Source organism: Undibacterium pigrum (assembly GCF_003201815.1).
In the GTDB taxonomy this organism is placed as follows: domain Bacteria; phylum Pseudomonadota; class Gammaproteobacteria; order Burkholderiales; family Burkholderiaceae_D; genus Undibacterium; species Undibacterium pigrum.
In genome coordinates this window covers 353,750-375,307 of the sequence record NZ_QJKB01000005.1, presented here as the reverse complement: position 1 = coordinate 375,307, position 21,558 = coordinate 353,750, and the positions used below count along the sequence as shown (strand labels likewise).

The window sequence follows — 21,558 nt, the reverse complement described above, 5'->3', positions numbered from 1 at the left end:
GAATTTAGCCATTGTAAAAATACAGCACCAGTTTTTTTTCAGGGCTGACGATGATCATCCCTATCCGTCCATAGGCATAGTAACTGCCAGGGCTGTTGATGATGGCATTCATCTCCAGCGCGACTGAAGGTTTGATACCGGGGCAAAAACCATAAGCGCAAATATAATCTTTTACATCCATGCGCCCTGACTCTTGATTTACCTGCCAGGATTCATTTGCTTGTATGGGCGTTGCCTTCCAGTTGTCATAACTGCCCCGCCAGTCGCGACTTTGCTGGTTCTGGTTGGCGGGCATCTTGCTGAAAAAGTCCATGCCACGCTGCTGGATCGTCTGCACGATATTGTCTGGCAATGGATACAAGCGTACCCCGGCCTCATTTCCACCCGGCCCAAATCCCCAGGACTCTTCCTTTTGGTAAGCAATTGAAGTGACCTCCAAAGCATCCGGCACAGCCTCCAGCATGAATTGTCGCTCAAGCAGTTTGTAAGCCAAGTAGGGACCAGCCGTCACCGTCAACGCCAATAATATAAATGTACGGCGCGAGAGTTTTTTGTAGAGATAGATAATACCGGCGATGATGAGCAGCGGGATGAGAAGGGTCAGTGCGAGGATGAAATAATACATGTAGCCAGTTTATTTTTTTAAAAATGCCACAATATCAGGATAATACTCCGTGTACCATCAGCCCCCTTTCTATCATTTAAAAAAAAGACAGGTCACACGATAAAGATGACCATGCAATTAGAACAGAAACCATGACAACAACTACGCAAAAAGAAATTGTGCCCGCTTCAACATCTGATGCAATCGCAGGCTGCCTGCTGGGTGCCGCAGTTGGCGATGCCGTGGGCTTGCCGTTTGAAGGCTTGTCACCAGGCAGGATAGCGCGTTTGCGTAAGGGGCCTCTGCAATACCGTTTCTTCTTTGGCCATGGCATGGTCAGTGATGATACAGATCACGCGATTTTTGTCACGCAGGCGCTGATGAAGAGCAAAGGAGACATCGGAAAATTCAAAAAGAGCCTGGCATGGCGTTTGCGCTTCTGGCTGATATGCCTGCCTGCGGGCGTGGGCTTTGCAACTCTGCGCAGCATTATCAAGCTATGGCTGGGATTTACCAACAGCGGTATTTATTCTGCTGGCAACGGCCCTTGCATGCGCAGTGCCATGACAGGTGCAATTCTCTCTGACGATGCATCAGCGCGGCGTGCTCATGTTCAAGTATCGACACTGCTCACGCATACTGACCCCAAGGCCTTCACTGGAGCGCTGGCAATTGCTGAAATTGCTGCACGATTAGTCAACCAAAAATGGCAGACCAGGCCGCCCATTGATGAGTTGACTGCTATGCTCAACAGTTTGTCGAGCGACACAGAATGGCAAGCTGCAGTCAAAGGCATACAAAAATCCTGTCTTGCCCCTGAGCCTGCATTGATTGCGCAAAAATATTTTGGTGGCAAGAATGGTGTGTCGGGCTACACCATGCACACAGTGCCGTTCACCATCATTGCCTGGTACCAGCATTTTGGCAGCTATCACGATACGATAGACGCCGTGGTGAATGCTGGTGGCGACGTTGATAGCGTAGCCGCGATTGCGGGTGCGCTGGCAGGTGCCAGTACAGGACTATCTGGTATCCCACAAGAGTGGCAAGATGGCTTGATGGACTGGCCACACAGTCGCAAGTACTTGCAGGCATTGGCATGCAAGGCGCATGATCCAGAAGTAAAAGCCGGGCTGCATTTCTCTTTTTGGCTATTTCCACGCAATATTATTTTTTTGGTGATCGTCTTATTGCATGGGTTCAGGCGTTTATTGCCGCCGTATTAGCTGGCTTCTTAACCTCATGCTCCGGCTATGTCTCAACAAAATTTTAGCAATTCCTAAAAATGTTTCCAACTAAAACTACCAAGTAAAAATAAAAACCTTAACATCATCATGAAGGCAGTTGATGTAGGAAATCCCTGCCCGTTCAACATCGTTCATGTCCACCGAATGTAGCTTTTCTGGTGGATAGGCTCTCTTGACATCTTTGGCATAGATGTAATGAAGCTCTGCTTCAAGCGCCTTGCCAAACATGACATGACTGTAGGGTCCGCCAATATGCGGCAGATCAAATGGTAACTGCTCAAGAATGTTCTCCGGAACAGGAACAAAGGGCCAATACACCTTGGCACCGGGATAGCGATGCCACTCCATTTCTAAAAAAGGGGCAATGACTTCGTTCAAGTCAAGCTCAAATCCCTTAGTGCAGATCAGCTCACCATTGTCATGCTCAAAATCTACCGGGACTAGGCAGAGATCAACTCCCATAAGCTTCCTTTTTCAGTGCTGCAATAGTACAAATGATTCATTCAACTTTTTGTAATTCTATCGTACGTGCAGTTTCTCCCCAATTGATATCAAGAATGCCTTGCGCGATGAATTTATGCAATGAAGAATGGGGCCATGCGCTGGCTTGATCTACATAGCCGTGCTTGACGGGATTGTAGTGCAGATAAGAGATATGCATTTCCAGGTCATCATCGTCTCGTATCAAATGCTCCCAAAAACGACGCTGCCAGATTCCACGCTCGCGCTTTTGCTGGCGGCTGATGCTGATGTTTTCCTGTTTGGGCAAAGCTTTGGAGAATGCAGCCTTAATAAGTGACCAACGCAAGGAAAAGTCCAAATCACCTTGTGGCAATTCCCAGATTGCATGCAAGTGTTCAGGCATAACAACCATGGCGATGATTTTAAAGGGATATCTTTGCTGTACCGTGCGGAACGCTGTTCGTAAAATGTCTATATGCTCGGTAAGTAATTGACTTTTCCGATTTTGCAGATTGACCGTAAAAAAGTAAGTGGCACCGGGGACATTAGCGCGGCGGTAACGCATGATTTTAAATTAGTGGTTGATGTAAAGGGTACATCATAATATCCAAGCTGGCAGTATATCGTAGGTTGGGCTACGGGGTATCAGCCCAACACTCGGCATATAAATAACGTACATTTTCATCTAGACGAAGTAAAGATTTATTCAACTTCACTTTCTGTCACGTACGTAATCCAAGGCCCAGTGTTGGGCTGATAAATCGTAGCCCAACCTACAACACTGGTCATTTTAAATCAGGCCTTCTGAGGAGGATGACGATCTCATGCGGCGGATTACAATCCGCCCTACGTCACTGAATAATAATGATAATAATAAGGTCACAGCACTACTAGTGTTCCATCGGGCATCATGCCGCAAGGCCAGTACCCGCTCCCGTACAGAGCAAGCAATTGACACCAGCGGCCAGGTTTTTTTGCCATGCTTTCCATTGCAGCGATACGTGTGCAATACAAAGCTGCATCCTTGGCAGGTTTTGTGAAATTGTGAGGCCCACTGGTGATGGCATCATCGGCAACAATACGCAAGGATCTCATGCATAGTTGACTGATTTCTTTGAGTACGGGACGATAATCAATTTGACTTTCTTCGAGAAAATTGCGTAAGGCACTGCCGTGTATGGGATCGCTATCAGCGATGCAACCTGGCAGCCAATCCATATTGGCTGCGATGTCTGCTTCACGTTCGCCGATGTCGGCATTGAAAATTTGTGTATCCCACGCTCGCAAGTTCGGGATTGCCAGCATGCCGTCATCCGGACAATACTTTCCTATTTTTGAAAACCATTTTGCCTGAATAATGGTTTGCTCGATTAATTCAATATTCATGCTTTTGTTTTACTCATGACGCTTAGCCTGGCGAGGCCCAGCCCAGGCTAAGGGCTAGAAAATAAATTTCGGATGAAGCGTATTAGCAAGGCAACTGCTCCAACGATAATCACTAATCCTAAAAAGACAAAGATAAGAATTTCAGGAAACAAGAACATCAGAAAAGAACCAAGACTCGTGGTTTGCCCACTTGGACCATCGTAGTTCCACGCTCCATACACGAGTAAACCATAAGCCAAACAAATAAGTATCAATTTTACGATAGAACCTACCGCCTTTTCCGCCTCGATATCTTCATCAAGTTTTTTATCTGGGGCTTCGTCCATAGTACTCATTTGAAATTACATGCATGATTGCATCCATTGGATGCCAGGGCAAGTCAAGGTATATACACATGTGAAGCACTGATTTATTCAATTCATATTCAGAATACATACGTAATCCAGGGCCTAGTGTTGGGTTGGTAAAAAGTAGCCTGGAACGGCCCGGCCCAGGCTATAGAGACGAAATTAGCTTTTCAATGCGCCTCCTCCCAATTCCCGCCCACACCCACTTCAGCCAATAAAGGCACATCCAGCTTGGCCACATTCGCCATCAACTCAGGCAACTTCTGTTTGACCAGTTCCAGTTCAGCTTGCGGTACTTCGAGTACCAGTTCATCGTGGACCTGCATGATCATTCTGGATTGCAGTTGGTCTGTTTCCAGCCAGCCTTGTACGGCGATCATGGCAAGTTTGATGAGGTCGGCTGCTGTGCCTTGCATGGGGGCGTTGATCGCTGCACGTTCGGCGCCTGCCCGGCGGGGGCCGTTGGGGGAATTGATTTCTGCCAGCCACAGGCGGCGACCGAAGACGGTTTCTACATAGCCGTGGGCCTTGGCCTTGGTGCGGGTGTCGGCCATGTACTGGGCAACGCCAGGATAACGCTGGAAGTATTTGTCGATATAGCTTTGTGCGGCGCTGCGTTCTATGCCGAGGTTGCCAGCGAGGCCAAAGGCGCTCATGCCATAGATGAGGCCAAAGTTGATGACCTTGGCATAGCGGCGTTGTTCGCTGCTCACCTCATCAAGGGCTACGGCAAAAATCTCGGAGGCAGTGGCGCGGTGGATGTCTTCGCCATTGGCAAAGGCGGCCAGCAGGCTGGCGTCACCTGAGATGTGGGCCATGATGCGCAATTCAATTTGCGAATAGTCGGCAGAGATAATGACATTGCCTGGTCCGGCGACAAAGGCTTCGCGTATGCGGCGGCCTTCTGCAGTGCGCACGGGGATGTTTTGCAGGTTGGGGTCATTCGATGCCAGGCGGCCAGTGACAGCCACTGCCTGCGCATAATTGGTGTGGACGCGGCCTGTGCTGGCGTTGACCATCTTGGGCAGTTTGTCGGTGTAAGTCGATTTGAGTTTGGCCAGGCCGCGGTATTCAAGCAAGACCTTGGGCAGGGGGTAATCCTCAGCCAGTTTTTGCAAGACTTCTTCATCCGTCGATGGTGCGCCGGAAGGGGTTTTCTTGACGACGGGCAGGCCCAGCTTGCCAAAGAAAATCTCGCCCAGTTGTTTGGGTGAATTCAAATTGAAAGGCTGCTCTGCCAGTTCATAGGCCTTTTGTTCCAGCTCCAGCAGGCGTATGCCGATTTCATGCGATTGCGCTTCGAGCAAGTCTTTATTGATGTGTACGCCATTGCGTTCTATCTTTTGCAGGACGACAGAAGTGGGCAGCTCTATGTCGTGATACACGCGCAACAAATTGGCATCAGGTTGTATCTCTGGCCACATGGCCAGATGCAGTTGCAGGGTGATGTCGGCGTCTTCTGCGGCGTAGGCAGTGGCGCGTTCCAGATCGACCTGGTTAAAGCCTATCTGGCTGGCACCTTTGCCACAGACTTCTTCAAAGCTGATAGTTTTCTTGCCGAGGTGGCGCATGGCAAGGCTGTCCATGTCATGCGATTTATGCGATTCAAAGACATAGGATTCGAGCAGGGTGTCATGTGCGATACCACGCAGGCTCACACCCTGGTTGGCGAAGATATGGCTGTCGTATTTGAGGTTTTGGCCGACCTTGGGCTTGCTGTCATCTTCCAGCCAGGCCTTCATCTTGCCCAGCACCACAGCCAGCGATAATTGCTCAGGCGCACCGGGGTAGTTATGGGCAACGGGGATGTAAGCCGCATGGCCGACTTCGCAGCACAGTGAGATGCCCACCAGTTGCGCCGTCATGGGTTCCAGCGAAGTGGTTTCTGTATCTACCGATGTCAGTTTGGCGGCATTGATGCGGGCCAACCACTCGTCGAGTGCGGCTTCGCTCAATACCGTTTCATAATTGTGCTGGACTGGTGCAGCCGGGCTGTCGCCAACATTCGTATCAGCATTCGCATCGTCATTGAACAAACCTGCCTGTGCCGGGTTACCACCACTGGTGGCAGCCTTGGCGGCTGGCAGTGGTGTCGCGCCGGCGGTGGCGTCACCAGTGATTTCACGCAGCCAGGTCTTGAAGCCATAGCGGGTGAAGAAGGCCAGCATGTCTTCGCGGCTTTCTTCCTTGGCGACCAGGCTGTCTTGTATGGAATCGTAATGCCCTGCCAGGTCGCAATCGGTCTTGACGGTGATGAGTACGCGGCCTTGTGGCAGCCATTCCAGCGCGCTGCGCAGGTTATCACCCACCACGCCCTTGATCTTGTCGGCGTTGGCGATGACGCCATCAAGGCTGTCGTATTCTGTCAGCCATTTGACGGCAGTCTTGGGGCCGCATTTGGCAACGCCGGGCACGTTATCGACGGTGTCGCCTATCAGGGTCAGGTAATCGATGATGCGGTTGGGTGGCACGCCAAACTTGGCCAGCACGCCTGGTTCATCGAGCTTTTCATTGCTCATGGTATTGATCAGGGTGACATTGGCGTTGACGAGTTGCGCCAGGTCCTTGTCACCGGTAGAGACAATGGTGTTGAAACCCAGCTTGGTGGCTTCTACTGCCAGCGTGCCTATGACGTCATCGGCCTCTACCCCCTCTACCATGAGGATGGGCCAGCCCATGGCCTTTACGGCGGCATGGATGGGTTCTATCTGCAGGCGCAAGTCGTCGGGCATGGGGGCGCGCTGGGCCTTGTACTCGGCATACAGGTCATCGCGGAAGGTCTTGCCTTTTGCATCAAAAACGCAGGCCATGTATGCTGCCGGGTAATCAGCGCGCAAACGGCGTAACATATTGATCATGCCGTAGATGGCCCCCGTAGGCTCACCTTGCGGATTACGCAGATCAGGCATGGCATGGAAGGCGCGGTACAGATAGCTGGAGCCATCGACTAACAAGAGGGTATTTTGCATATGAACGGAAACAGAAAAGAAGTAACGAGGTTGCGCCAGATTATCGATCAGGAAAAAGCAACTTCGCTGAAAGCGCGTGAATCATGGCATATGTTCACGATTATGGCAGAATTTATCGAGTCCACCGAGAGGCTTTCATCAATCCGCCCCGCAGTGACGATTTTTGGGTCGGCCCGCACCAGGGATGACCACCCTGACTATGCCAAATGCGTGGATTTGTCGCGCCGCCTGTCGGACGAGGGTTTTGCCGTTATCTCTGGCGGTGGCCCCGGCATCATGGAAGCCGCCAACAAGGGGGCTTTCGAGGGAGCATCGCCTTCAGTTGGCTTGAATATAGAATTGCCACACGAGCAACGTAGTAACCCATGGCAAAACATCAGTCTTTCCTTCCGCCACTTTTTTGCGCGCAAGGTGGCTTTTGTCAAATATGCCGATGCCTATGTGGTTTTCCCTGGCGGCTTTGGTACTCTGGATGAAGTCAGCGAGGTACTGACGCTGATACAAACCGGCAAGACCCGCAATATCCCGGTGATTTTGGTGGGCAACAGTTTCTGGCAGGGTTTGCTGGACTGGATCAGGGTGCAAATGGCTGGCAATGGCATGATTAACCATGACGACCTCAACCTGGTACAACTCATCGATGAACCAGCCAATATCGTCGATGCCATTTTTGCGTTTTATGAAGCCAGGGATATTAATTTGTCAGAAGATGAGCGGCAAAAGATGTTGTATTTGTAGGAGAACAGCAGGGTGCGCGCGCCGCCCCCTGCCCGCTTTAGCAAGGTGTACTAGGCCCCTATCTTGCGCAAAATTTTCTGCAAACTGAACAAATCACTGAGCGCATATAAAGATCGCGCATCCTGCAAATGGCTGCGCCCGGGTTTCTCTGATACGCCACTGGCGATCAGGTGAAACTGGTTGGCAGGATCAGGCAAGTGACGCATGCCACATATGGCTTGTAGAGAAACACGGGCCTGCCCATCGTTATAGGTTTCGCCCCAGGCTGTACAAGCCTGTACATCCGCCATTGCTGGCCTGCTGTCAAAGCGGGCATCATATAATTCTATGATGGGATATTCGTTAAAGCCGCTGATTTCATGTACATAGGCGGCATAGAAATATTGTTCCAACTGTATGGCAAAGACATCTTGCGCCCGCAGGAAAGTCAGGTTGTCACGGGTAGACGGGCGTTTCTTCAAGGCCGCTGGCGGGCTGGCCAGCAAGTCTTTGATGGCATCAGTATTCCTGAAAAAAGCATCGCTGAGAGCGACAGCGGCATTCAAGTTGTCGATGGCCTGCACGGCACGCGCTGTCAGCGCAGATTCAGCAATGCCGTGCTTGTGCAATAACAGCGCCAGTGCCAGTGCGGTTTTATCCTGATAGCCAGGGCTGACTACATCAGCAGACCCTTGCAAGACACAATTCCAGCGCGCCAGCAATTGAGGTAGCACATACCCTTCTACCGTCAATTTTTTGTCGTGCTTGGCATAACTCATGGCTTCTGAAACCAGATTGGCGACATCATCTTCGATGACTTGCACCAATTGGCGGGCGGCCAGTTTATCCAGGGCTTGCTGATGGCTGATAGTGGGCATGATGATGGTTGATTTTGAGATGACCATCACCATAGCAGCATGTCAGGGGGCAGCAAACCAGACTTGCATTTGCTCACAATATTTGGCAATGGCCCCCAGCATGCTATACGCTATTGTTATCCATTCCAGACCTTGTAATCTATCCCATTTTGTATTGAACCTATGATCTGTGCCTGATTTTCTGTGCTTTCACAAAAACTGGCCAAAGCACCGGCAGCGGTGATCTGGCCTTTGCTCAGTTGCTCATTCCAGTAATCAAAACCTGCCTGATCAGGGGCACGGTGCAAAACGTTCTGATAAAAATTAGTGATCAGGGTGTTGACGGAGGGGTTGGCGCCATACAGTTTTTGAAATTCTGGAGACTGAAAAAATCCCGCCGCTACTGTCGTCAGGCTGGATCCTTTATCCATGTCCTTGATCCAGTAACCCAGGCCTTCCAGATCAGGCTTGCGACCAAATGCCGCTTGATAAAGGCGGTATGCCTGGCCAGCCGTACCGTTGATATCAAGGGCGACATTAATATCAACAAACTGGATGCGCTCTACATTGACCAGAGTATCAACGCCTTCCAGTGCATACTTGTCCGTTACCTTGAAGCCGCTGGAAGTGTTGGCAATCGTATAGTTATAGCGAGAACCGGCATTCACAAACGTGTCCATGCCGTTACCGCCATCGACGAGCTCTGCGTCGCGGGTATTGACAATACGGTCTGCTGCTGCAGTGCCATTGACTACTTTGGCTGGCGCACCAGCAGCAATCAGGAAGGAACTACTTTCCACGCGCTCAGACGTTCCTGCAAGGTCTTTGTAGCTGGCAACTACGCGTACATTTTGCCCTGCCAGGTCACTCACCAGATCAAGATTGCTGGAGTTGGCGCCAGCGATATCGCTCCAGCTCACGCTATTGCTGCTTTTTTGCCAGGTGTATTGAACCACGCCCATTCCATCTGCATCACTCAGATTATTGGAAGCAGTGATTTTATAGCCAACCGTCTTTTCGCCAGTTATAGTGACAGAACCAACTGGTTCATCATTCACCGGGTTGATTGTTGCCGACACCAGGAAAGTTTTTTCATCAAACCCGTCTTTGGCCTTGATGCTAAAACTGTCCTGACCATTGTAGTTTGCGTCAGGCTTATAGCTGTAACTCTGTATGAGTCCATTAGCATTGAAACTGACAGTCCCGTGCTTGGGTTGCGTAACAAGCTCCAGCTTGCTGGCGAACATGCTGGGAAATGGATTGTAGCCGCTGTTGAAAGTACTGTCTTCATTGAGGACAATACTTGATGCGTCCGGCGTACTTGTGATCGCAAATGCAAAAGCAGGAGGATCAACAAAGGTAGAGGCAACACCATTAAGCCTCAGGCTGGAGAAGTCCAGATTGAACGTGCCACTACCCGAACCTGAAAACACCAGGGTGGCAAATGGCTGCCCGTTGCCGCCACCAGTAAATTGTCCGCTGACCTCGGCATTACCCATGCTACCAACAACAGTACCAGACAAGGAGGTACTGGAAGAACCACTGAACTGGATATCTTTTAAAATGAGTTGCGAAGCGGTATAAGAGAATTTTAAATTGACAGAATTGGATGATGACAAACCGTCTGAATACAATTTAATCACAAACTTGCCAGCTTCAATTCCCTGCCAGATTGTTACTATTGCCATGCCTGTTCCTTCATTTATTTGTGTTGTAATGGCGATCAACTGATCAGCTCAATTGCTCAGCTCAATTGATATGCCATTAAAATCTTATTGTAAAATCAATGGCATTTTATCATCTTGCGAAATATCAGAAAAACACTTTATTTAAAAAAACCGCTTGATGAGTGCTGTTCATCACAAAAACCGCCGTCGCAGATTCCAGGCATTCCGCCTGACTGCAAGCAGCTTTGTTTGCTATTACTGGAAAAGTTTCGTGGCAGCCCAGGCGAGCGGCAAATCAGGCTTGCATTTGCTAGTCACTTCGAGATCCAGGCAAAACAACTTAATCGGACAAATATGCACCCTGGGTTTTGCCGTAGCGGGTCTGGGCATCGTATTGCACGCTTTGCGTTTTTGCCTCTTCTGTCAGTGCCATGCCCTGGGCATTGAGTACGGTTTTGAGTATGTCGCAGCTGGGCAATGCGGCTTGCGCCAGCAGGCCCTGGTCTATTTTTTTTGCGGCTTCCTGCGCAATCTGTAAATGACCCAGCTCATGTTTTTTCAGTGCTGGCAAATAATTATTGAACTGCGCAATCACCTTGTCGTCCTTGCTGCTGAGTTCTGGCAGGGTGATGGTCGCTTTCAGCGTGACGATGATGGATTTGACTTTGCAGGTCCTTAGGTCACTGGTTTTATCATAGGTGTATCGCCACTGTATGTCCCAGCTGGTATGGCCATGATGCTTCTTGTCACCTTCAGGATGAATGGAAGCTGCATCGAGTGCCTTTAGCAGGGAAGTACCGGCTTCGTGCCTGACAGGATACTTGACGTAGTTCACTGTCTCTGTCACTTCTGCTCTTGCCAGCGCAGTGCCGGCCAAAAGACTCAGCAATATCAGCTTGTTGATCTTCATGGTCTACCCCGCAGGTATGAAATCTCATTGACGCAAGCGCTGGCTGACACGGTCTACCATCGCTTCGGAATAAGTTTGCCCGGTTTTTTCCGTTTCGGCGATCAGGCCACGCCAGATAACAGGTGCAGCCAGTTTGAGCTGCATGAATTTTTGCAGGCCGCAGGCATAGAAATAATCATAGGCCGTTGGCTGATCTTTGACTTTTTCACAGCTGGCAATTGCAGCACTCTGATAAGCCTCTACCTCTGCTATTGTCCACATGCCGGTATTTTGCAGGGCGTCCAGCGCCATGGCCTCGGCTCCGCCTTCGTGTATCCATGGCGCGTCTTCACCTATACCGCCACGGCTGACATTGTTTTGCCAGATATGCGCGATTTCATGGGTAACCAGACGTTTGACGATGAGGCGTGCCTTTGGACTATCCTTGAGCACGCCCTGGCCACTCAGACGGTAAGTAATTTGCCCGTTGGTGGCACCGCCCTTCATGGAAAAGCCGGGGCTGTCAAATTCTGATACTGACACCATCAGCACCAGCTCACGCAACAAGGGGCGTTGATACGTTTTGGCAAAATAGGCCGTTGCCTCACTGGTAGTAGCCAGCAAGACTTCTGCCATCCAGGCTGGCGTTGCCGGATCCATGATGAGTTTGGCTTCCCCGGCAGTCACTGGCTTTTGCGGCCCGAAATAAGTATACGACTCCAGGCTTAACTGAGGGTCGGCAAAGACGGGGCCAGGAACGACGGTTTCGCCAGGTCTGCCAGCATACCTGACCTTAAGTGCCAGCTCCCGGGTCTTGCCGCCCTGCTCCACTTCGCCATTGAAGAAACCCATGTACAGGGCGGCACCACCATCGCTGAAGCGATTATTGGGTGCATACTGTTTGGGTGCAAACTTGTCGTAGGCGGCAATTTCAACACTGAACTCTTTGATGCCTATCTCACTGACATAGCGTTCTGTCTGCTCGCCGTCTTCCAGAAGCACACCGGCAGTCAATGCCTTCCAGGCTGTGGCGCGATAGTCACTGGTCTTTTCAAACTTCAGGGCTGTTACCGGTTCAGAAAACCTGTAGTCGGCACGCCATTTGTCAGCGGCGATGCGTGTCAGTTGCATGCTGGCTACCAGTTTTTTTGCTTCTTCAGCACGGGCAGCCCCTGCAAGCAGGATACACGCGCTGAGAAGAATGAAACAAAAATTCTTGATCATGACGATGTGGGCCTGATGTTGACAAGGCCCTATTCTACGACCAAATGCCAGCCTGCTGATGCATATGCAACAAGCTGCTCAAAAATTCCATGCCATAGCCAGGCTGCACAAGATCAGGCCCACACAACAAATTTTGTGCACGCCAGCTTTCTGTAACCAGCCCTGGCGGCCTTTGCTGTGAGCCAGTCGTTTTGCCGTCCACCTGAGGATGCTGCACAAGAGAATGAAGTACAGCACATTGATCACTTCAAACATGGCACCCAGCGTGACAAAACCCTGCACAGCAGCGTCATGTGCAGGTGACAGATACAAGGGAAAAAAGGTGGAGAAAAACAGGATGGGCTTGGGATTACTGATCGTGATCAGCAATCCACGCGCAAAGCTGACGCTGGCTGGTCTGGGCTGCAATTGCGTCATTGTGCCAGCGCTGCGCAGCAAATTGATGCCCAGATACAGCAAGTAAGCCGCCCCCAGCATGCGCAAGCCTGGCAACAACCAGGGCAGACTTTGCATGAGCACGGCAAACCCTGCCGCCGACAAGGCAATCAGCACGATGTCGCCCATGACGATGCCTGCCACTGCAATGGCAGCACCTTGCACGGACAAGCTGGCCAGTTCTGCCACCAGCAAGGTAGCAGGACCGGGCACGATGATGACGAAGCAGGCCGCCAGGATAAAGCTCAAGAGATTGGCCAGCTCAGGCATTTTGCACCTCTGGATGAGTCGCTTGCAGATGAGCATGCAAATCCAGGATCAGTTGATCCAGGCTGACATCGAGCGCAGGAAATTCATGGCCCAGGCTGCGTGCGCGGGCGGTGTCCATGCGGTAATCATGGGCATAGTCAAAGGGGCTGTGTTCTTGCATCTCATCACTGGCGACTTGCAACAGACCAGGTTTTCCCAGCAAGTGGGCGATGCGCTGATGCAGTTGCGGGGCAGACATGTCGCCCTGGCAGGCGAGATTTACTGGCCCCAGAAAATCTGCCTCTCCGGCCCATAGCATGGCCTCGACGATCGCATCGACACTCAGGAAGGAGGACCGGCCAGCCGCGGGTGCATGCATCAACACCTGACCTTGCTGCACCCGGCTGACATAGCTGGCCAGCCTGCCTGTGAAATCATCCTGCGCAGCCAGTACATGGGCAATACGCAGGGTAACGACAGGCAGGCGGCCATCCTGCAGCAGCACGGCTTCTGCCTGTAACTTGCCAGCGGCATAACTGGCTTCAGCCAGGGCGGGATCGCGCCAGTGATAATTCCAGTCTATGCAGACCTGGCCCAGATCTAGATCATCTTCAAGCAATGGCCGTGCGATGTTGTGTATCAAATGGCGGTAGGTTTCTATGGTTGAAGACATGACGTAGCGCGCTGTCTTGCCAGCAAATACATCCAGCGCGATGGCAGCGTCGATCGGGCTATAGCACATCTGGTCATAGATGAGGTCATAGCGTGCATGGGCAAAGCTGGCATGCATGGCGGCTTCGTCACGCCTGTCCACGCGCAGGCGTTGCACGGCATTGCCAAAGTCGTCCGGTGTCTGGCCACGGGTGGCGATGGTGACTCGATGGCCTTGTGCCAGCACGCGCCTGACCAGCTGTTTTCCAAAAAAGCGCGTACCGCCTATAATCAAGATATTCTTATGCATGGTGACACCTCGTTTTCATCATGAGGCAATCATGAAGCATGTGAATTGCCAGGACAAACGACTAATACCATAGTCATGAACAAGTAAAACTATCTCAATGCAAAAACAGCCTTTACGTAATCTATCGCTACTGGTGGACTTTGAATGTGCGGCGCGCTGGTGCAGCTTCAAGCTGGCGGCGCATGAGTTACACAAGACGCCAGCGGCTGTCAGCCAGAATATCAGGCAACTGGAACAGCAACTGGGTTTTGCCCTGTTCGAGCGTCATGCGCGGCATTTGAGTATCACGGAAAAAGGCAGCGAGTTGGCGACAACCGTCAGCCAGTTACTGGGCGATTTGCATATCAAGGTGGCCGCCCTGCGTGAGGATAGTAGCAATGACAGCCTGCGTATTTCCTGCACCCACTCCTTCGCGATGAAATGGCTGGTGCCGCGCCTGCATCGCTATACGCAATTACACCCGGATATTGATATCCGCATAGACTCCAATGATGCTGTGGTCAATCCCGCTCTGGGCCAGTGTGATATCGCCATCCGCCATCAACAATATGCAGAAGGAGATGCCAGCAGCCTGCTCTGGCGTGAGCAATTGCTGCTGGCCTATAGCCCGGCCCTGCTGCACGAAAAAGACAGACGCAGCCGCCAGGCACCAGGCCTGAAACGACTGCTACGCTACCCGCTACTGTATGAAGGTACGCCAGAACACTGGATACGCCTGCTGCAAGAGCATGGGCTGCTGGGCCAGCCACATGACTTTGCACAAAACTACAGCCATGCCGGTTTGCTGGTACAGGCTGCCGTTGCTGCCCAGGGTGTGGCACTGCTGCCCGCTGCCATCGCCTGTGAGGATTTGCAGCAAGGCCGCCTGCTAAGCCTCTCTGGTGCGCAACTCAGTTCACGCTATTGCTATCGTCTGGTGACGGCGGCTACCCGCTCAGGCAAGCTGGATGACTTCATCAACTGGCTGCATGCCGAGATCGCAGACATGCAGGCGTACCTACAGACTGAGGGCATGCCTGTCGTTCCTTAGCGCAGCATTTATGCCTGAGCTGATGGAGGTGATTTTTTCCAGAAACCTGGCTTGAACTGGCCACGCTTCCAGGCCAGGTGCAAGAACACGATGCCCATCAGGGTTGCCAGCAACAAGGCCAGCACGGATGCTTCTGCGCCAAAGGCACCGCCACTGAGCCATTCAGAACCTGTCATATGGGTTTGCAGCCAGCCCTTGCTCTCCTGGCCAGACACGGCAACGGAAAACACTGCGCCCTGGGTAAAGTTCCAGGAAAAATGCATGGCAATGCACAGCGCCAGGCGGCGTGTCAGCATATAGGCAGCACCAAAGGCAATGCCTGCTTCCAGCGCAATGGCCACCGAACTGAACCAGGTCGCACCAGGATTGGATGCATGGGCAAAGCCAAAGGCCAGTGCCGATATCGCCAGGGCGACCACGCTGCCCAGGGATTCTTCCATCATGCGAAAGATCATGGCGCGGAAAAATAATTCTTCCATGACGGCCACGACGATGAAGACGGGCAGATACTTGAGCATGACGCGGGGATCATTGTAGCCATCAATATGGAACACGCCCAGCAAGGACAAACTGCCCAGCACCAGCACAAACAGCATGGCACCCAGCACCAGGCCTATCAGCCATTCTTTCCAGGCAGAGAAAACGGCCAGTTCTGTAACCCTGCGTTTTTCTATGAGGCGCACATAAAAGGCATAGCTCAGCAAACCCAGTGTCATGGCTGCCATGTTGCGAAACACCATCCAGTCTGACCCTGGCAAAAACTGCGACATCAGCTTGCGCGAAACAAACTGCACGGCCCCCACAATAACGACGGCCAGCAAGAACCTGATGATGGTGTACTGCAATAGCTTTTGATGCCAGACAGGCTTGTAAGCACTGAGCTCGAATTCTGCACTTGTCATATATCCCCTTCGTATTTTTTTGAGTATGAATTGATCAGCCAGCCTGAAATCTTGCCGCAGCTGACTTGTCAACACTATAAATAACCGCTGTTTTCATTGCATCAACGATATGACAAAGCGTCGGATTTGGGGATTGAAAGGGAAAATACGCGGATAAATAGATGGGGGTTTGAAAGAGGAGCAATTGGAGAAAAGCGTACACATTAGAACTCATTTCATAAATATGGATGAGATGCGTTTGTCTCATAACGGGGGCTGCTAATGTGGACATGGCAGTCAATAGCGGTGTTGTTGAGAACAACTTCACCCAGTCTATTACACGTTATGAGACAAACCCTTCGGGAACTGACGATTTGGGCGCATTGCTGTGTTGCGCCCCTCGCTAAGGCAGGAGCCTTAGCAGCGTGCCGCGCCTTGCACTGCATCCCAAATCGCCTTGTTCGCACTCACCCCTATTTATGAAATGAGTTCTAGTTGTCATACCGTTTACACAAGCAGCCCGGCCCGGTTTACACTGACGCTGATGGTATCCTGTCAATATAAGAATAGACAAATTAGCGAACAAACCAGCAGACAAATGAAGTGCCAACGATGAAGGAAAAACAGTGCCGGGATTGCTGACACTCTTGGGGATAATTCTGGCTGGCCTGTGCCTGAACGCCCATGCGACTGATACCGGCAATACCAGCAATACCAACGCGATGGCCAGTGCCAGGGTAACGAAGGTGATACGTTATCCGCGTCTGTCCATGACCACCGACCCGCATAGTGAATATGTACTCGACCTGCTCAGGCAAGCCATCAGCTACAGCGGCCAGCCCTATCAGTTACAAGGCAGCCAGTCGACCATGCAACAGGCACGCAGCATCTATGAGCTGACTTCCAGCCATGGCAGCGTCGATGTACTCTGGACCATGAGCACGGATGAAAGGGAAGCCCAGTTGATCCCCATCCGCATCCCCATCGACAAGGGTTTGATAGGCTGGCGCGTAGCCCTGCTGACACCGGCAAATATCAAGCTCTTGAAACAGGTGAAAACCGCCAAAGACCTGGCAGCATTTACTGCGGGACAGGAACTTGACTGGCCTGATGTGACCATCCTGCAAAGCAATGGCTTGCCGGTAAGAACCTCGGCCACCTATGAAACCCTGTTCACCATGCTGAGGGCTGGCCGCTTTGATTACTTCCCGCGTTCATTGTTTGAAGCGCAAATTGAATTTGAGGGTCCGCTGGGGAAAAACCTGGCGATAGACCCGTATATCATCCTGTATTACCCTTCGGCCCTGTATTTTTTTGTCAGCCCGCGGGAGCCGAAAATGGCTGAAGACATACGCAAGGGCCTGGAAGAAATGATCAGGAATGGCAGCTTTGAAAAAACCTTCCAGCGTTATCAGCAGGCCACCATCAAAGGCGCGAATCTCAAAAACCGCACCATCATCCCCCTGCGCAATCCCACTCTGAGCCAGGACAAGATGCCATTGAACCGACCGGAACTATGGTTCAAGCCTTGATGCAGGTCAACGCCACTCAATTACTTACACCGCTGCCGCAGGCACTTCCTTCATTTCCTTATACAGCTTCAGGAACCTGAACATCTTCGGCCATTCTTCCCTGGGCTTGAAGACAATGGCAACCTCGCAATTATCCAGCGCCGATTCGGTCAGCACCACATGGTCTTCGACCAGTTTGGCATTCTCGAATTCTTTGGCATTGACACGGCAGACTGTCTTGAAAAAGGGTCCGGCCAGCCAGGCCTTGACTTCGGGCGTATCCTGGAAACGCAAATAACCTGCCAGTGAGGCATGTGCCACAGCCACCATGGCAAACCCCAGGGGAAGGTCATCTCTGACGAGGATATACATTTTCACGCAGATATCTTTTCTAAAAAGCAGGAAATACCATGCGTACTGCCTAAGTAGCTGATCACAAAGTCGATTCCGCCACCCCATCGAGCTTATCTTGCGCCGGGAAATCTGTGACCAGATAACGTTCAGGATAACCATGCACCCTTTGCATGAGTTCGCCTGCAATGCTGTGCAAGTCTTCCCAGCTCAGGATTTTGTTATTGTAGTCACCTTCCTGTATGCCGGGTATGACCATGGCGACCAGATCAGTTTTGGGTAGTAGCGACACCACGTCCTGGGTCCAGGTGGAGAGTGAGGTCAGCTTGTCGGTATCATTATTCTTGAGCACGGTATAACTGGCGACGAAAATGTCTTTGCCGGTTTTGTCGTGCAGGGCATCCAGCAATTCTTTTTGCGTGCTGTAGTCTTCTGCCCTTTGCGTGGTTTGCAGGTTATGCAGACGGTCAAGCACGTCGGCATTGTCTGGGGTGTAGCTAACAGGCTTGCCATCCCTGATCATATACATGCCTGCCGATACCACCCGGCCCTCTTGTTCCATGCAGTTTTTTGCATGGTTCAGCATGTTCAACTGTGCTGTGCTGCTATTGGCCGGACACAACAAGAGACGGCCACGGGTAGGCACCATCATCACCGGGGCACTGCCGCAACCGGCGCGATAGAGCAGATCAGACAGCAGGATGCGTGAAGAATCGTAGGCATCTTCCCATACACCGGCGATGACGCCGTCACCCAGATCAGTGAACTGATCGGTGGTACGGTCACGCAAATTATCCAGCGCGACCTTGAGTGCTTCTTCCAGGCTGATGTTCCAGGTATCGTAATTGCTCCGGTTGACCAGGGCCATGGAATGTTCAGTATCGTAAGCCAGCATCAGCAGGGCATCTTCACCAAAGGGGAGTGCGGCCTCTTCATAAGACGCGGTCTGGTCTTGCAGCATGGCATTCAAACGCAGATATTCACCCTGGCCACGGGGTTTGAGGCTGGGCATGAGATGTTCTTTGGCGCTGGCAAAATCCTCAGGTATGCCACTGATTTGCAAACCCGCGGTATATTTCAACAGCACATTGTCGCGCTGGCTTTTGGCGGCGGCGCAATAATCGCGGTAGGCATTGTGCAGGTTCAGGACGTGCGAGCCATTTTCACCCACCACCAGACGAAATTCGGCCTCATCAAAATGCATGGTCTGGGCCAGCCCCTGATTACGCGCATATTTGATGACAATCTGGGCAAATTTTTGCGTCGATGGCCTGGACTTGAATAAATCAAAAAATCCCATGTTTCTCCCTGGCTGCAAACTGTCGTACGGTCAAAACTGCCCTACAGTAATAGTACATGGCAGTTTTCGTATGATAGCCGCAGTGGGGCATTTTGTGTTTTCTGTGTTTGCCATATTTGCTACACTGCTCAATCACCAAGGATATTATCGGTCATCAAGCACGCTTAGCTTGCTTTAACCCTAGTTGGCAATTAGTTTTTGATTGCTTTGTCTGGCAACACTACTTTTGACTGCTGTGTATACTTTCATATCAGACGGTACAGCCCTTACCGTGCGTGAGTTACCAACATTTCTCACAAGCGTAAATGAGTCTACTAGCTCACTAAGGCCGATAGCCTGATTCTTGAGGCTCTCTGCTGAGGCAGCGGCTTGTTCGACGAGGGCGGCATTTTGTTGGGTCATGTCATCCATTTGTGTCACTGCCTGATTGATCTGGTCAAGGCCAGAGCTTTGCTCCTGACTGGCGAGATTAATATCATGCATGATATCGGCAACACGCTTGACTCCCTGAACAATTTCTTCCATGGTTTTACCTGCCTCAACTACCAGTTTTCCACCAATATCTACCTGATCCACTGAGTCATGAATCAGTATCTTGATTTCTTTAGCAGCACTGGCACTGCGTTGCGCAAGATTGCGCACCTCACTGGCGACAACTGCAAAACCTCGTCCTTGTTCACCGGCACGGGCCGCTTCTACTGCGGCATTGAGTGCCAAAATATTGGTTTGGAAAGCGATACCATCAATCACGCCAATGATGTCGGTGATCTTGCTTGAACTGTGCTTGATGGCACCCATGGTTTTGACCACGTCCGAAACAGCATGGCCTCCTTTTTCTGCGACCAGTGCGGTTGTGGCGATGAGTGAACTTACTTCATTGGCACTATCTGCATTTTGTCTGACGGTTGAGGTCAACTCCTCCATTGAGGATGCGGTTTCTTCCAGCGAACTTGCCTGTGACTCGGTACGTGCTGACAGATCGGCGTTGCCAGCGGCAATCTCATTGGCACCAGTATTAACATGGTCCGTTGTTTGCCGTATCTGGCCTATAAGCAGTTTGATGTTGGTCTGCAGAACACGCAGATTTTGCGACAAATTGACTACTTCGCTGTTGCCAGCGGTACCGATATGACTGGATAAATCACCAGAACTGATAGTCTGCATTTCTTGCTCGAGCTGTCGCAGGGGGCGTATCAGCTTAGAACGCAAGTCAAGGCTAAAAAGCAGTCCCAGAAAAATGATCACGACCGCAAGAGCAGCGATTGCAGTATGGCTGCCTGCCTGGTTGGCTGTGTTAGCACTCACGGCAAGATAAGTCATGCTTGTGACGATCACCGCGAGCAAAGTATTAAAGGCCGTAAGTTTCAAGCCAAGACTCATTCTGGAGTAAAAGTTCAACCAGGAAAACGTACTCCGTTTTCTGGCAACGCCCTCGCAGATTTCCAAAGATTTGTCACCGTTCTTTATACTGCGATAAGCAGACTCTGCGGCCCTGACCTGTTCGCGATTGGGTTTGATGCGTATGGACGTAAAACCCACCATTTTTCCATTCTGGATCAACGGCGCTGCATTCGCCTCCACCCAGTAATGGTCACCGTTCTTGCAGCGATTTTTAACCAGTCCAGTCCAGGACTTGCCACTCTTGATGGTGCGCCAGAGATCGGCAAATGCCTCTGCTGGCATATCAGGATGGCGCACTATGTTTTGCGGAGCACCAATGAGTTCAGATTCGCTGAATCCGCTGATACGGATAAAATCATCATTGACGTAAGTGATATTACCTTGCAGATCAGTTTTGGAAACGATGGTTTCCATGTCCTGCATGATGTATTCCTGATTGGTGACCGGTAAATTGTTTCTCATCGCAATGCTCCTTAAGAGTGCCTAAATTAATAATATGTGTTTTTTTATATTGCGCTCATGGGGCCCGGCGCTGATCCTGCTGATTTTTGATGAAGAGCACCTTCAATAGTCGCTCTCAAAACTTGATCGGAAACTGGCTTTTGTAGCACTGCAATGGCATCTAAAAGGCAAGTCCTTTTAAAATCCTCCGACAACTCAAGCTTTGTCAGAACTATCACAGGTATTTTTTTTGCATACTCCTGTAACCTGGACATGACCATAAAACCCGACATATAAGGCATGTGCAAATCAAGCACAATGCAATCCGGTTTCCTGAGGCGCAAACTTTCGATAAACAAGCTGCCAGCACTAAAACTCATTGCATCAAACTCCATAGAGCGCAATAAGCTGACCATTGCCTGCCGAGTATGTGCGTCATGATCGACGACTGCTATCCATGTAGATTTATTTCCCATAAGCATCATATTAGAACCTAGTCCATATATGCGATATTGGACCTTGGTCCAATACGCAGCCATCATTTGTAAAGCTGTGTTAAACATGAAAAAAAAGGGACTGCAGATTTTTCTGCAGTCCCTCAAAATTAATACCCTCACTATCCACCGTAT

The 21,558-nt window shown here is 50.9% G+C and carries 21 protein-coding genes; 4 read left to right on the top strand and 17 right to left on the bottom strand.

Features of this window, described 5'->3' with window-relative positions; all coding sequences use genetic code 11:
• Positions 1–4: 4 nt before the first annotated feature.
• A complete protein-coding gene (locus tag DFR42_RS17220) occupies positions 5–625 on the bottom strand; it encodes a hypothetical protein (RefSeq protein WP_110256231.1) in 621 nt (206 codons plus the stop codon).
• A 131-nt stretch (positions 626–756) separates the two neighbouring features.
• Between DFR42_RS17220 and DFR42_RS17215 the strand changes: the two genes are divergently transcribed.
• Positions 757–1,830, top strand: coding sequence for an ADP-ribosylglycohydrolase family protein (locus DFR42_RS17215; RefSeq protein ID WP_110256230.1), 1,074 nt, complete (start codon positions 757–759; stop codon positions 1,828–1,830).
• 75 nt (positions 1,831–1,905) lie between these two features.
• Here the strand turns inward: DFR42_RS17215 and DFR42_RS17210 are convergent, their stop codons facing one another.
• The 5 genes from DFR42_RS17210 to polA form a co-directional block, all read right to left on the bottom strand.
• Positions 1,906–2,313, bottom strand: a complete 408-nt coding sequence (locus DFR42_RS17210; RefSeq protein WP_110256229.1) for a hypothetical protein — start codon at positions 2,311–2,313, stop codon at positions 1,906–1,908.
• Positions 2,314–2,350: 37 nt separating this feature from the next.
• Positions 2,351–2,878 (bottom strand): REP-associated tyrosine transposase, encoded by a 528-nt coding sequence (locus DFR42_RS17205; protein ID WP_110256228.1) that lies wholly within the window; start codon positions 2,876–2,878, stop codon positions 2,351–2,353.
• A gap of 314 nt (positions 2,879–3,192) precedes the next feature.
• The gene (locus DFR42_RS17200; protein ID WP_146218879.1) at positions 3,193–3,699 is read right to left on the bottom strand and encodes a hypothetical protein; all 507 of its coding nucleotides are present in this window, start codon (positions 3,697–3,699) and stop codon (positions 3,193–3,195) included.
• 47 nt (positions 3,700–3,746) lie between these two features.
• A complete protein-coding gene (locus DFR42_RS17195; RefSeq protein ID WP_110256226.1) occupies positions 3,747–4,025 on the bottom strand; it encodes a hypothetical protein in 279 nt (92 codons plus the stop codon).
• A gap of 191 nt (positions 4,026–4,216) precedes the next feature.
• Entirely contained in the window at positions 4,217–7,015 is a 2,799-nt protein-coding gene (polA, locus tag DFR42_RS17190) for a DNA polymerase I (protein WP_110256225.1), read from the bottom strand.
• Here polA and DFR42_RS17185 point away from each other — a divergent pair, their 5' ends adjacent.
• Positions 7,016–7,753 (top strand): LOG family protein, encoded by a 738-nt coding sequence (locus DFR42_RS17185; RefSeq protein ID WP_110256224.1) that lies wholly within the window; start codon positions 7,016–7,018, stop codon positions 7,751–7,753. It abuts the gene before it with no gap.
• A gap of 50 nt (positions 7,754–7,803) precedes the next feature.
• On the opposite strand, the gene DFR42_RS17180 is transcribed toward DFR42_RS17185, so the two are convergent.
• From DFR42_RS17180 to DFR42_RS17155, 6 genes are all read right to left on the bottom strand, one after another.
• Positions 7,804–8,610: a hypothetical protein gene (locus DFR42_RS17180; protein WP_170133561.1), complete on the bottom strand. Its 807-nt coding sequence runs from the start codon at positions 8,608–8,610 to the stop codon at positions 7,804–7,806.
• A 116-nt stretch (positions 8,611–8,726) separates the two neighbouring features.
• On the bottom strand, positions 8,727–10,277 hold the full coding sequence (locus DFR42_RS17175; RefSeq protein WP_110256222.1) for a DUF4214 domain-containing protein: 1,551 nt from the start codon (positions 10,275–10,277) through the stop codon (positions 8,727–8,729).
• Between the two features lie 319 nt (positions 10,278–10,596).
• Positions 10,597–11,166: a DUF922 domain-containing protein gene (locus tag DFR42_RS17170; protein ID WP_110256221.1), complete on the bottom strand. Its 570-nt coding sequence runs from the start codon at positions 11,164–11,166 to the stop codon at positions 10,597–10,599.
• Between the two features lie 24 nt (positions 11,167–11,190).
• Positions 11,191–12,369: a basic secretory protein-like protein gene (locus DFR42_RS17165; RefSeq protein ID WP_110256220.1), complete on the bottom strand. Its 1,179-nt coding sequence runs from the start codon at positions 12,367–12,369 to the stop codon at positions 11,191–11,193.
• A gap of 78 nt (positions 12,370–12,447) precedes the next feature.
• Entirely contained in the window at positions 12,448–13,074 is a 627-nt protein-coding gene (locus DFR42_RS17160; protein ID WP_170133560.1) for a LysE family transporter, read from the bottom strand.
• Entirely contained in the window at positions 13,067–14,014 is a 948-nt protein-coding gene (locus DFR42_RS17155; protein WP_110256218.1) for an NAD-dependent epimerase/dehydratase family protein, read from the bottom strand. Before DFR42_RS17155 ends, DFR42_RS17160 begins: the two co-directional genes overlap by 8 nt.
• Positions 14,015–14,111: 97 nt before the next feature.
• Here DFR42_RS17155 and DFR42_RS17150 point away from each other — a divergent pair, with 97 nt between their 5' ends.
• Positions 14,112–15,044 carry a LysR substrate-binding domain-containing protein gene (locus DFR42_RS17150; RefSeq protein ID WP_110256217.1) on the top strand — a complete coding sequence of 311 codons (933 nt, stop codon included), beginning with the start codon at positions 14,112–14,114 and terminating at the stop codon, positions 15,042–15,044.
• An 8-nt stretch (positions 15,045–15,052) separates the two neighbouring features.
• Here DFR42_RS17150 and DFR42_RS17145 read toward each other — a convergent pair whose 3' ends face one another.
• Complete coding sequence (locus tag DFR42_RS17145; RefSeq protein ID WP_146218877.1) at positions 15,053–15,946, bottom strand: CPBP family intramembrane glutamic endopeptidase; 894 nt, start codon at positions 15,944–15,946, stop codon at positions 15,053–15,055.
• A gap of 605 nt (positions 15,947–16,551) precedes the next feature.
• On the opposite strand from DFR42_RS17145, the gene DFR42_RS17140 reads away from it, so the two are divergent.
• On the top strand, positions 16,552–17,457 hold the full coding sequence (locus DFR42_RS17140) for a substrate-binding periplasmic protein (RefSeq protein ID WP_110256215.1): 906 nt from the start codon (positions 16,552–16,554) through the stop codon (positions 17,455–17,457).
• A gap of 24 nt (positions 17,458–17,481) precedes the next feature.
• On the opposite strand, the gene DFR42_RS17135 is transcribed toward DFR42_RS17140, so the two are convergent.
• The 4 genes from DFR42_RS17135 to DFR42_RS17120 form a co-directional block, all read right to left on the bottom strand.
• Positions 17,482–17,814: an aminoacyl-tRNA hydrolase gene (locus tag DFR42_RS17135; protein ID WP_110256214.1), complete on the bottom strand. Its 333-nt coding sequence runs from the start codon at positions 17,812–17,814 to the stop codon at positions 17,482–17,484.
• A 55-nt stretch (positions 17,815–17,869) separates the two neighbouring features.
• A complete protein-coding gene (locus DFR42_RS17130; protein ID WP_110256213.1) occupies positions 17,870–19,087 on the bottom strand; it encodes a DUF1444 domain-containing protein in 1,218 nt (405 codons plus the stop codon).
• Between the two features lie 180 nt (positions 19,088–19,267).
• Positions 19,268–20,950, bottom strand: coding sequence for a methyl-accepting chemotaxis protein (locus tag DFR42_RS17125; protein ID WP_110256212.1), 1,683 nt, complete (start codon positions 20,948–20,950; stop codon positions 19,268–19,270).
• A gap of 44 nt (positions 20,951–20,994) precedes the next feature.
• Positions 20,995–21,492: a response regulator gene (locus DFR42_RS17120; RefSeq protein WP_110256211.1), complete on the bottom strand. Its 498-nt coding sequence runs from the start codon at positions 21,490–21,492 to the stop codon at positions 20,995–20,997.
• Positions 21,493–21,558: the final 66 nt, after the last annotated feature.

What these genes read in the sequence shown, in the direction of transcription:
- DFR42_RS17215 (WP_110256230.1), top strand. Translation starts at nt 757, where the DNA reads ATGACAACAACTACGCAAAAAGAAATTGTGCCCGCTTCAACATCTGAT.
- DFR42_RS17205 (WP_110256228.1), bottom strand. Translation starts at nt 2,878, where the DNA reads ATGCGTTACCGCCGCGCTAATGTCCCCGGTGCCACTTACTTTTTTACG.
- polA (WP_110256225.1), bottom strand. Translation starts at nt 7,015, where the DNA reads ATGCAAAATACCCTCTTGTTAGTCGATGGCTCCAGCTATCTGTACCGC.
- DFR42_RS17120 (WP_110256211.1), bottom strand. Translation starts at nt 21,492, where the DNA reads ATGTTTAACACAGCTTTACAAATGATGGCTGCGTATTGGACCAAGGTC.
- DFR42_RS17125 (WP_110256212.1), bottom strand. Translation starts at nt 20,950, where the DNA reads ATGAGAAACAATTTACCGGTCACCAATCAGGAATACATCATGCAGGAC.
- DFR42_RS17165 (WP_110256220.1), bottom strand. Translation starts at nt 12,369, where the DNA reads ATGATCAAGAATTTTTGTTTCATTCTTCTCAGCGCGTGTATCCTGCTT.
- DFR42_RS17130 (WP_110256213.1), bottom strand. Translation starts at nt 19,087, where the DNA reads ATGGGATTTTTTGATTTATTCAAGTCCAGGCCATCGACGCAAAAATTT.
- DFR42_RS17160 (WP_170133560.1), bottom strand. Translation starts at nt 13,074, where the DNA reads ATGCCTGAGCTGGCCAATCTCTTGAGCTTTATCCTGGCGGCCTGCTTC.
- DFR42_RS17170 (WP_110256221.1), bottom strand. Translation starts at nt 11,166, where the DNA reads ATGAAGATCAACAAGCTGATATTGCTGAGTCTTTTGGCCGGCACTGCG.
- DFR42_RS17180 (WP_170133561.1), bottom strand. Translation starts at nt 8,610, where the DNA reads ATGCCCACTATCAGCCATCAGCAAGCCCTGGATAAACTGGCCGCCCGC.
- DFR42_RS17145 (WP_146218877.1), bottom strand. Translation starts at nt 15,946, where the DNA reads ATGACAAGTGCAGAATTCGAGCTCAGTGCTTACAAGCCTGTCTGGCAT.
- DFR42_RS17155 (WP_110256218.1), bottom strand. Translation starts at nt 14,014, where the DNA reads ATGCATAAGAATATCTTGATTATAGGCGGTACGCGCTTTTTTGGAAAA.
- DFR42_RS17150 (WP_110256217.1), top strand. Translation starts at nt 14,112, where the DNA reads ATGCAAAAACAGCCTTTACGTAATCTATCGCTACTGGTGGACTTTGAA.
- DFR42_RS17210 (WP_110256229.1), bottom strand. Translation starts at nt 2,313, where the DNA reads ATGGGAGTTGATCTCTGCCTAGTCCCGGTAGATTTTGAGCATGACAAT.
- DFR42_RS17185 (WP_110256224.1), top strand. Translation starts at nt 7,016, where the DNA reads ATGAACGGAAACAGAAAAGAAGTAACGAGGTTGCGCCAGATTATCGAT.
- DFR42_RS17220 (WP_110256231.1), bottom strand. Translation starts at nt 625, where the DNA reads ATGTATTATTTCATCCTCGCACTGACCCTTCTCATCCCGCTGCTCATC.
- DFR42_RS17200 (WP_146218879.1), bottom strand. Translation starts at nt 3,699, where the DNA reads ATGAATATTGAATTAATCGAGCAAACCATTATTCAGGCAAAATGGTTT.
- DFR42_RS17195 (WP_110256226.1), bottom strand. Translation starts at nt 4,025, where the DNA reads ATGGACGAAGCCCCAGATAAAAAACTTGATGAAGATATCGAGGCGGAA.
- DFR42_RS17175 (WP_110256222.1), bottom strand. Translation starts at nt 10,277, where the DNA reads ATGGCAATAGTAACAATCTGGCAGGGAATTGAAGCTGGCAAGTTTGTG.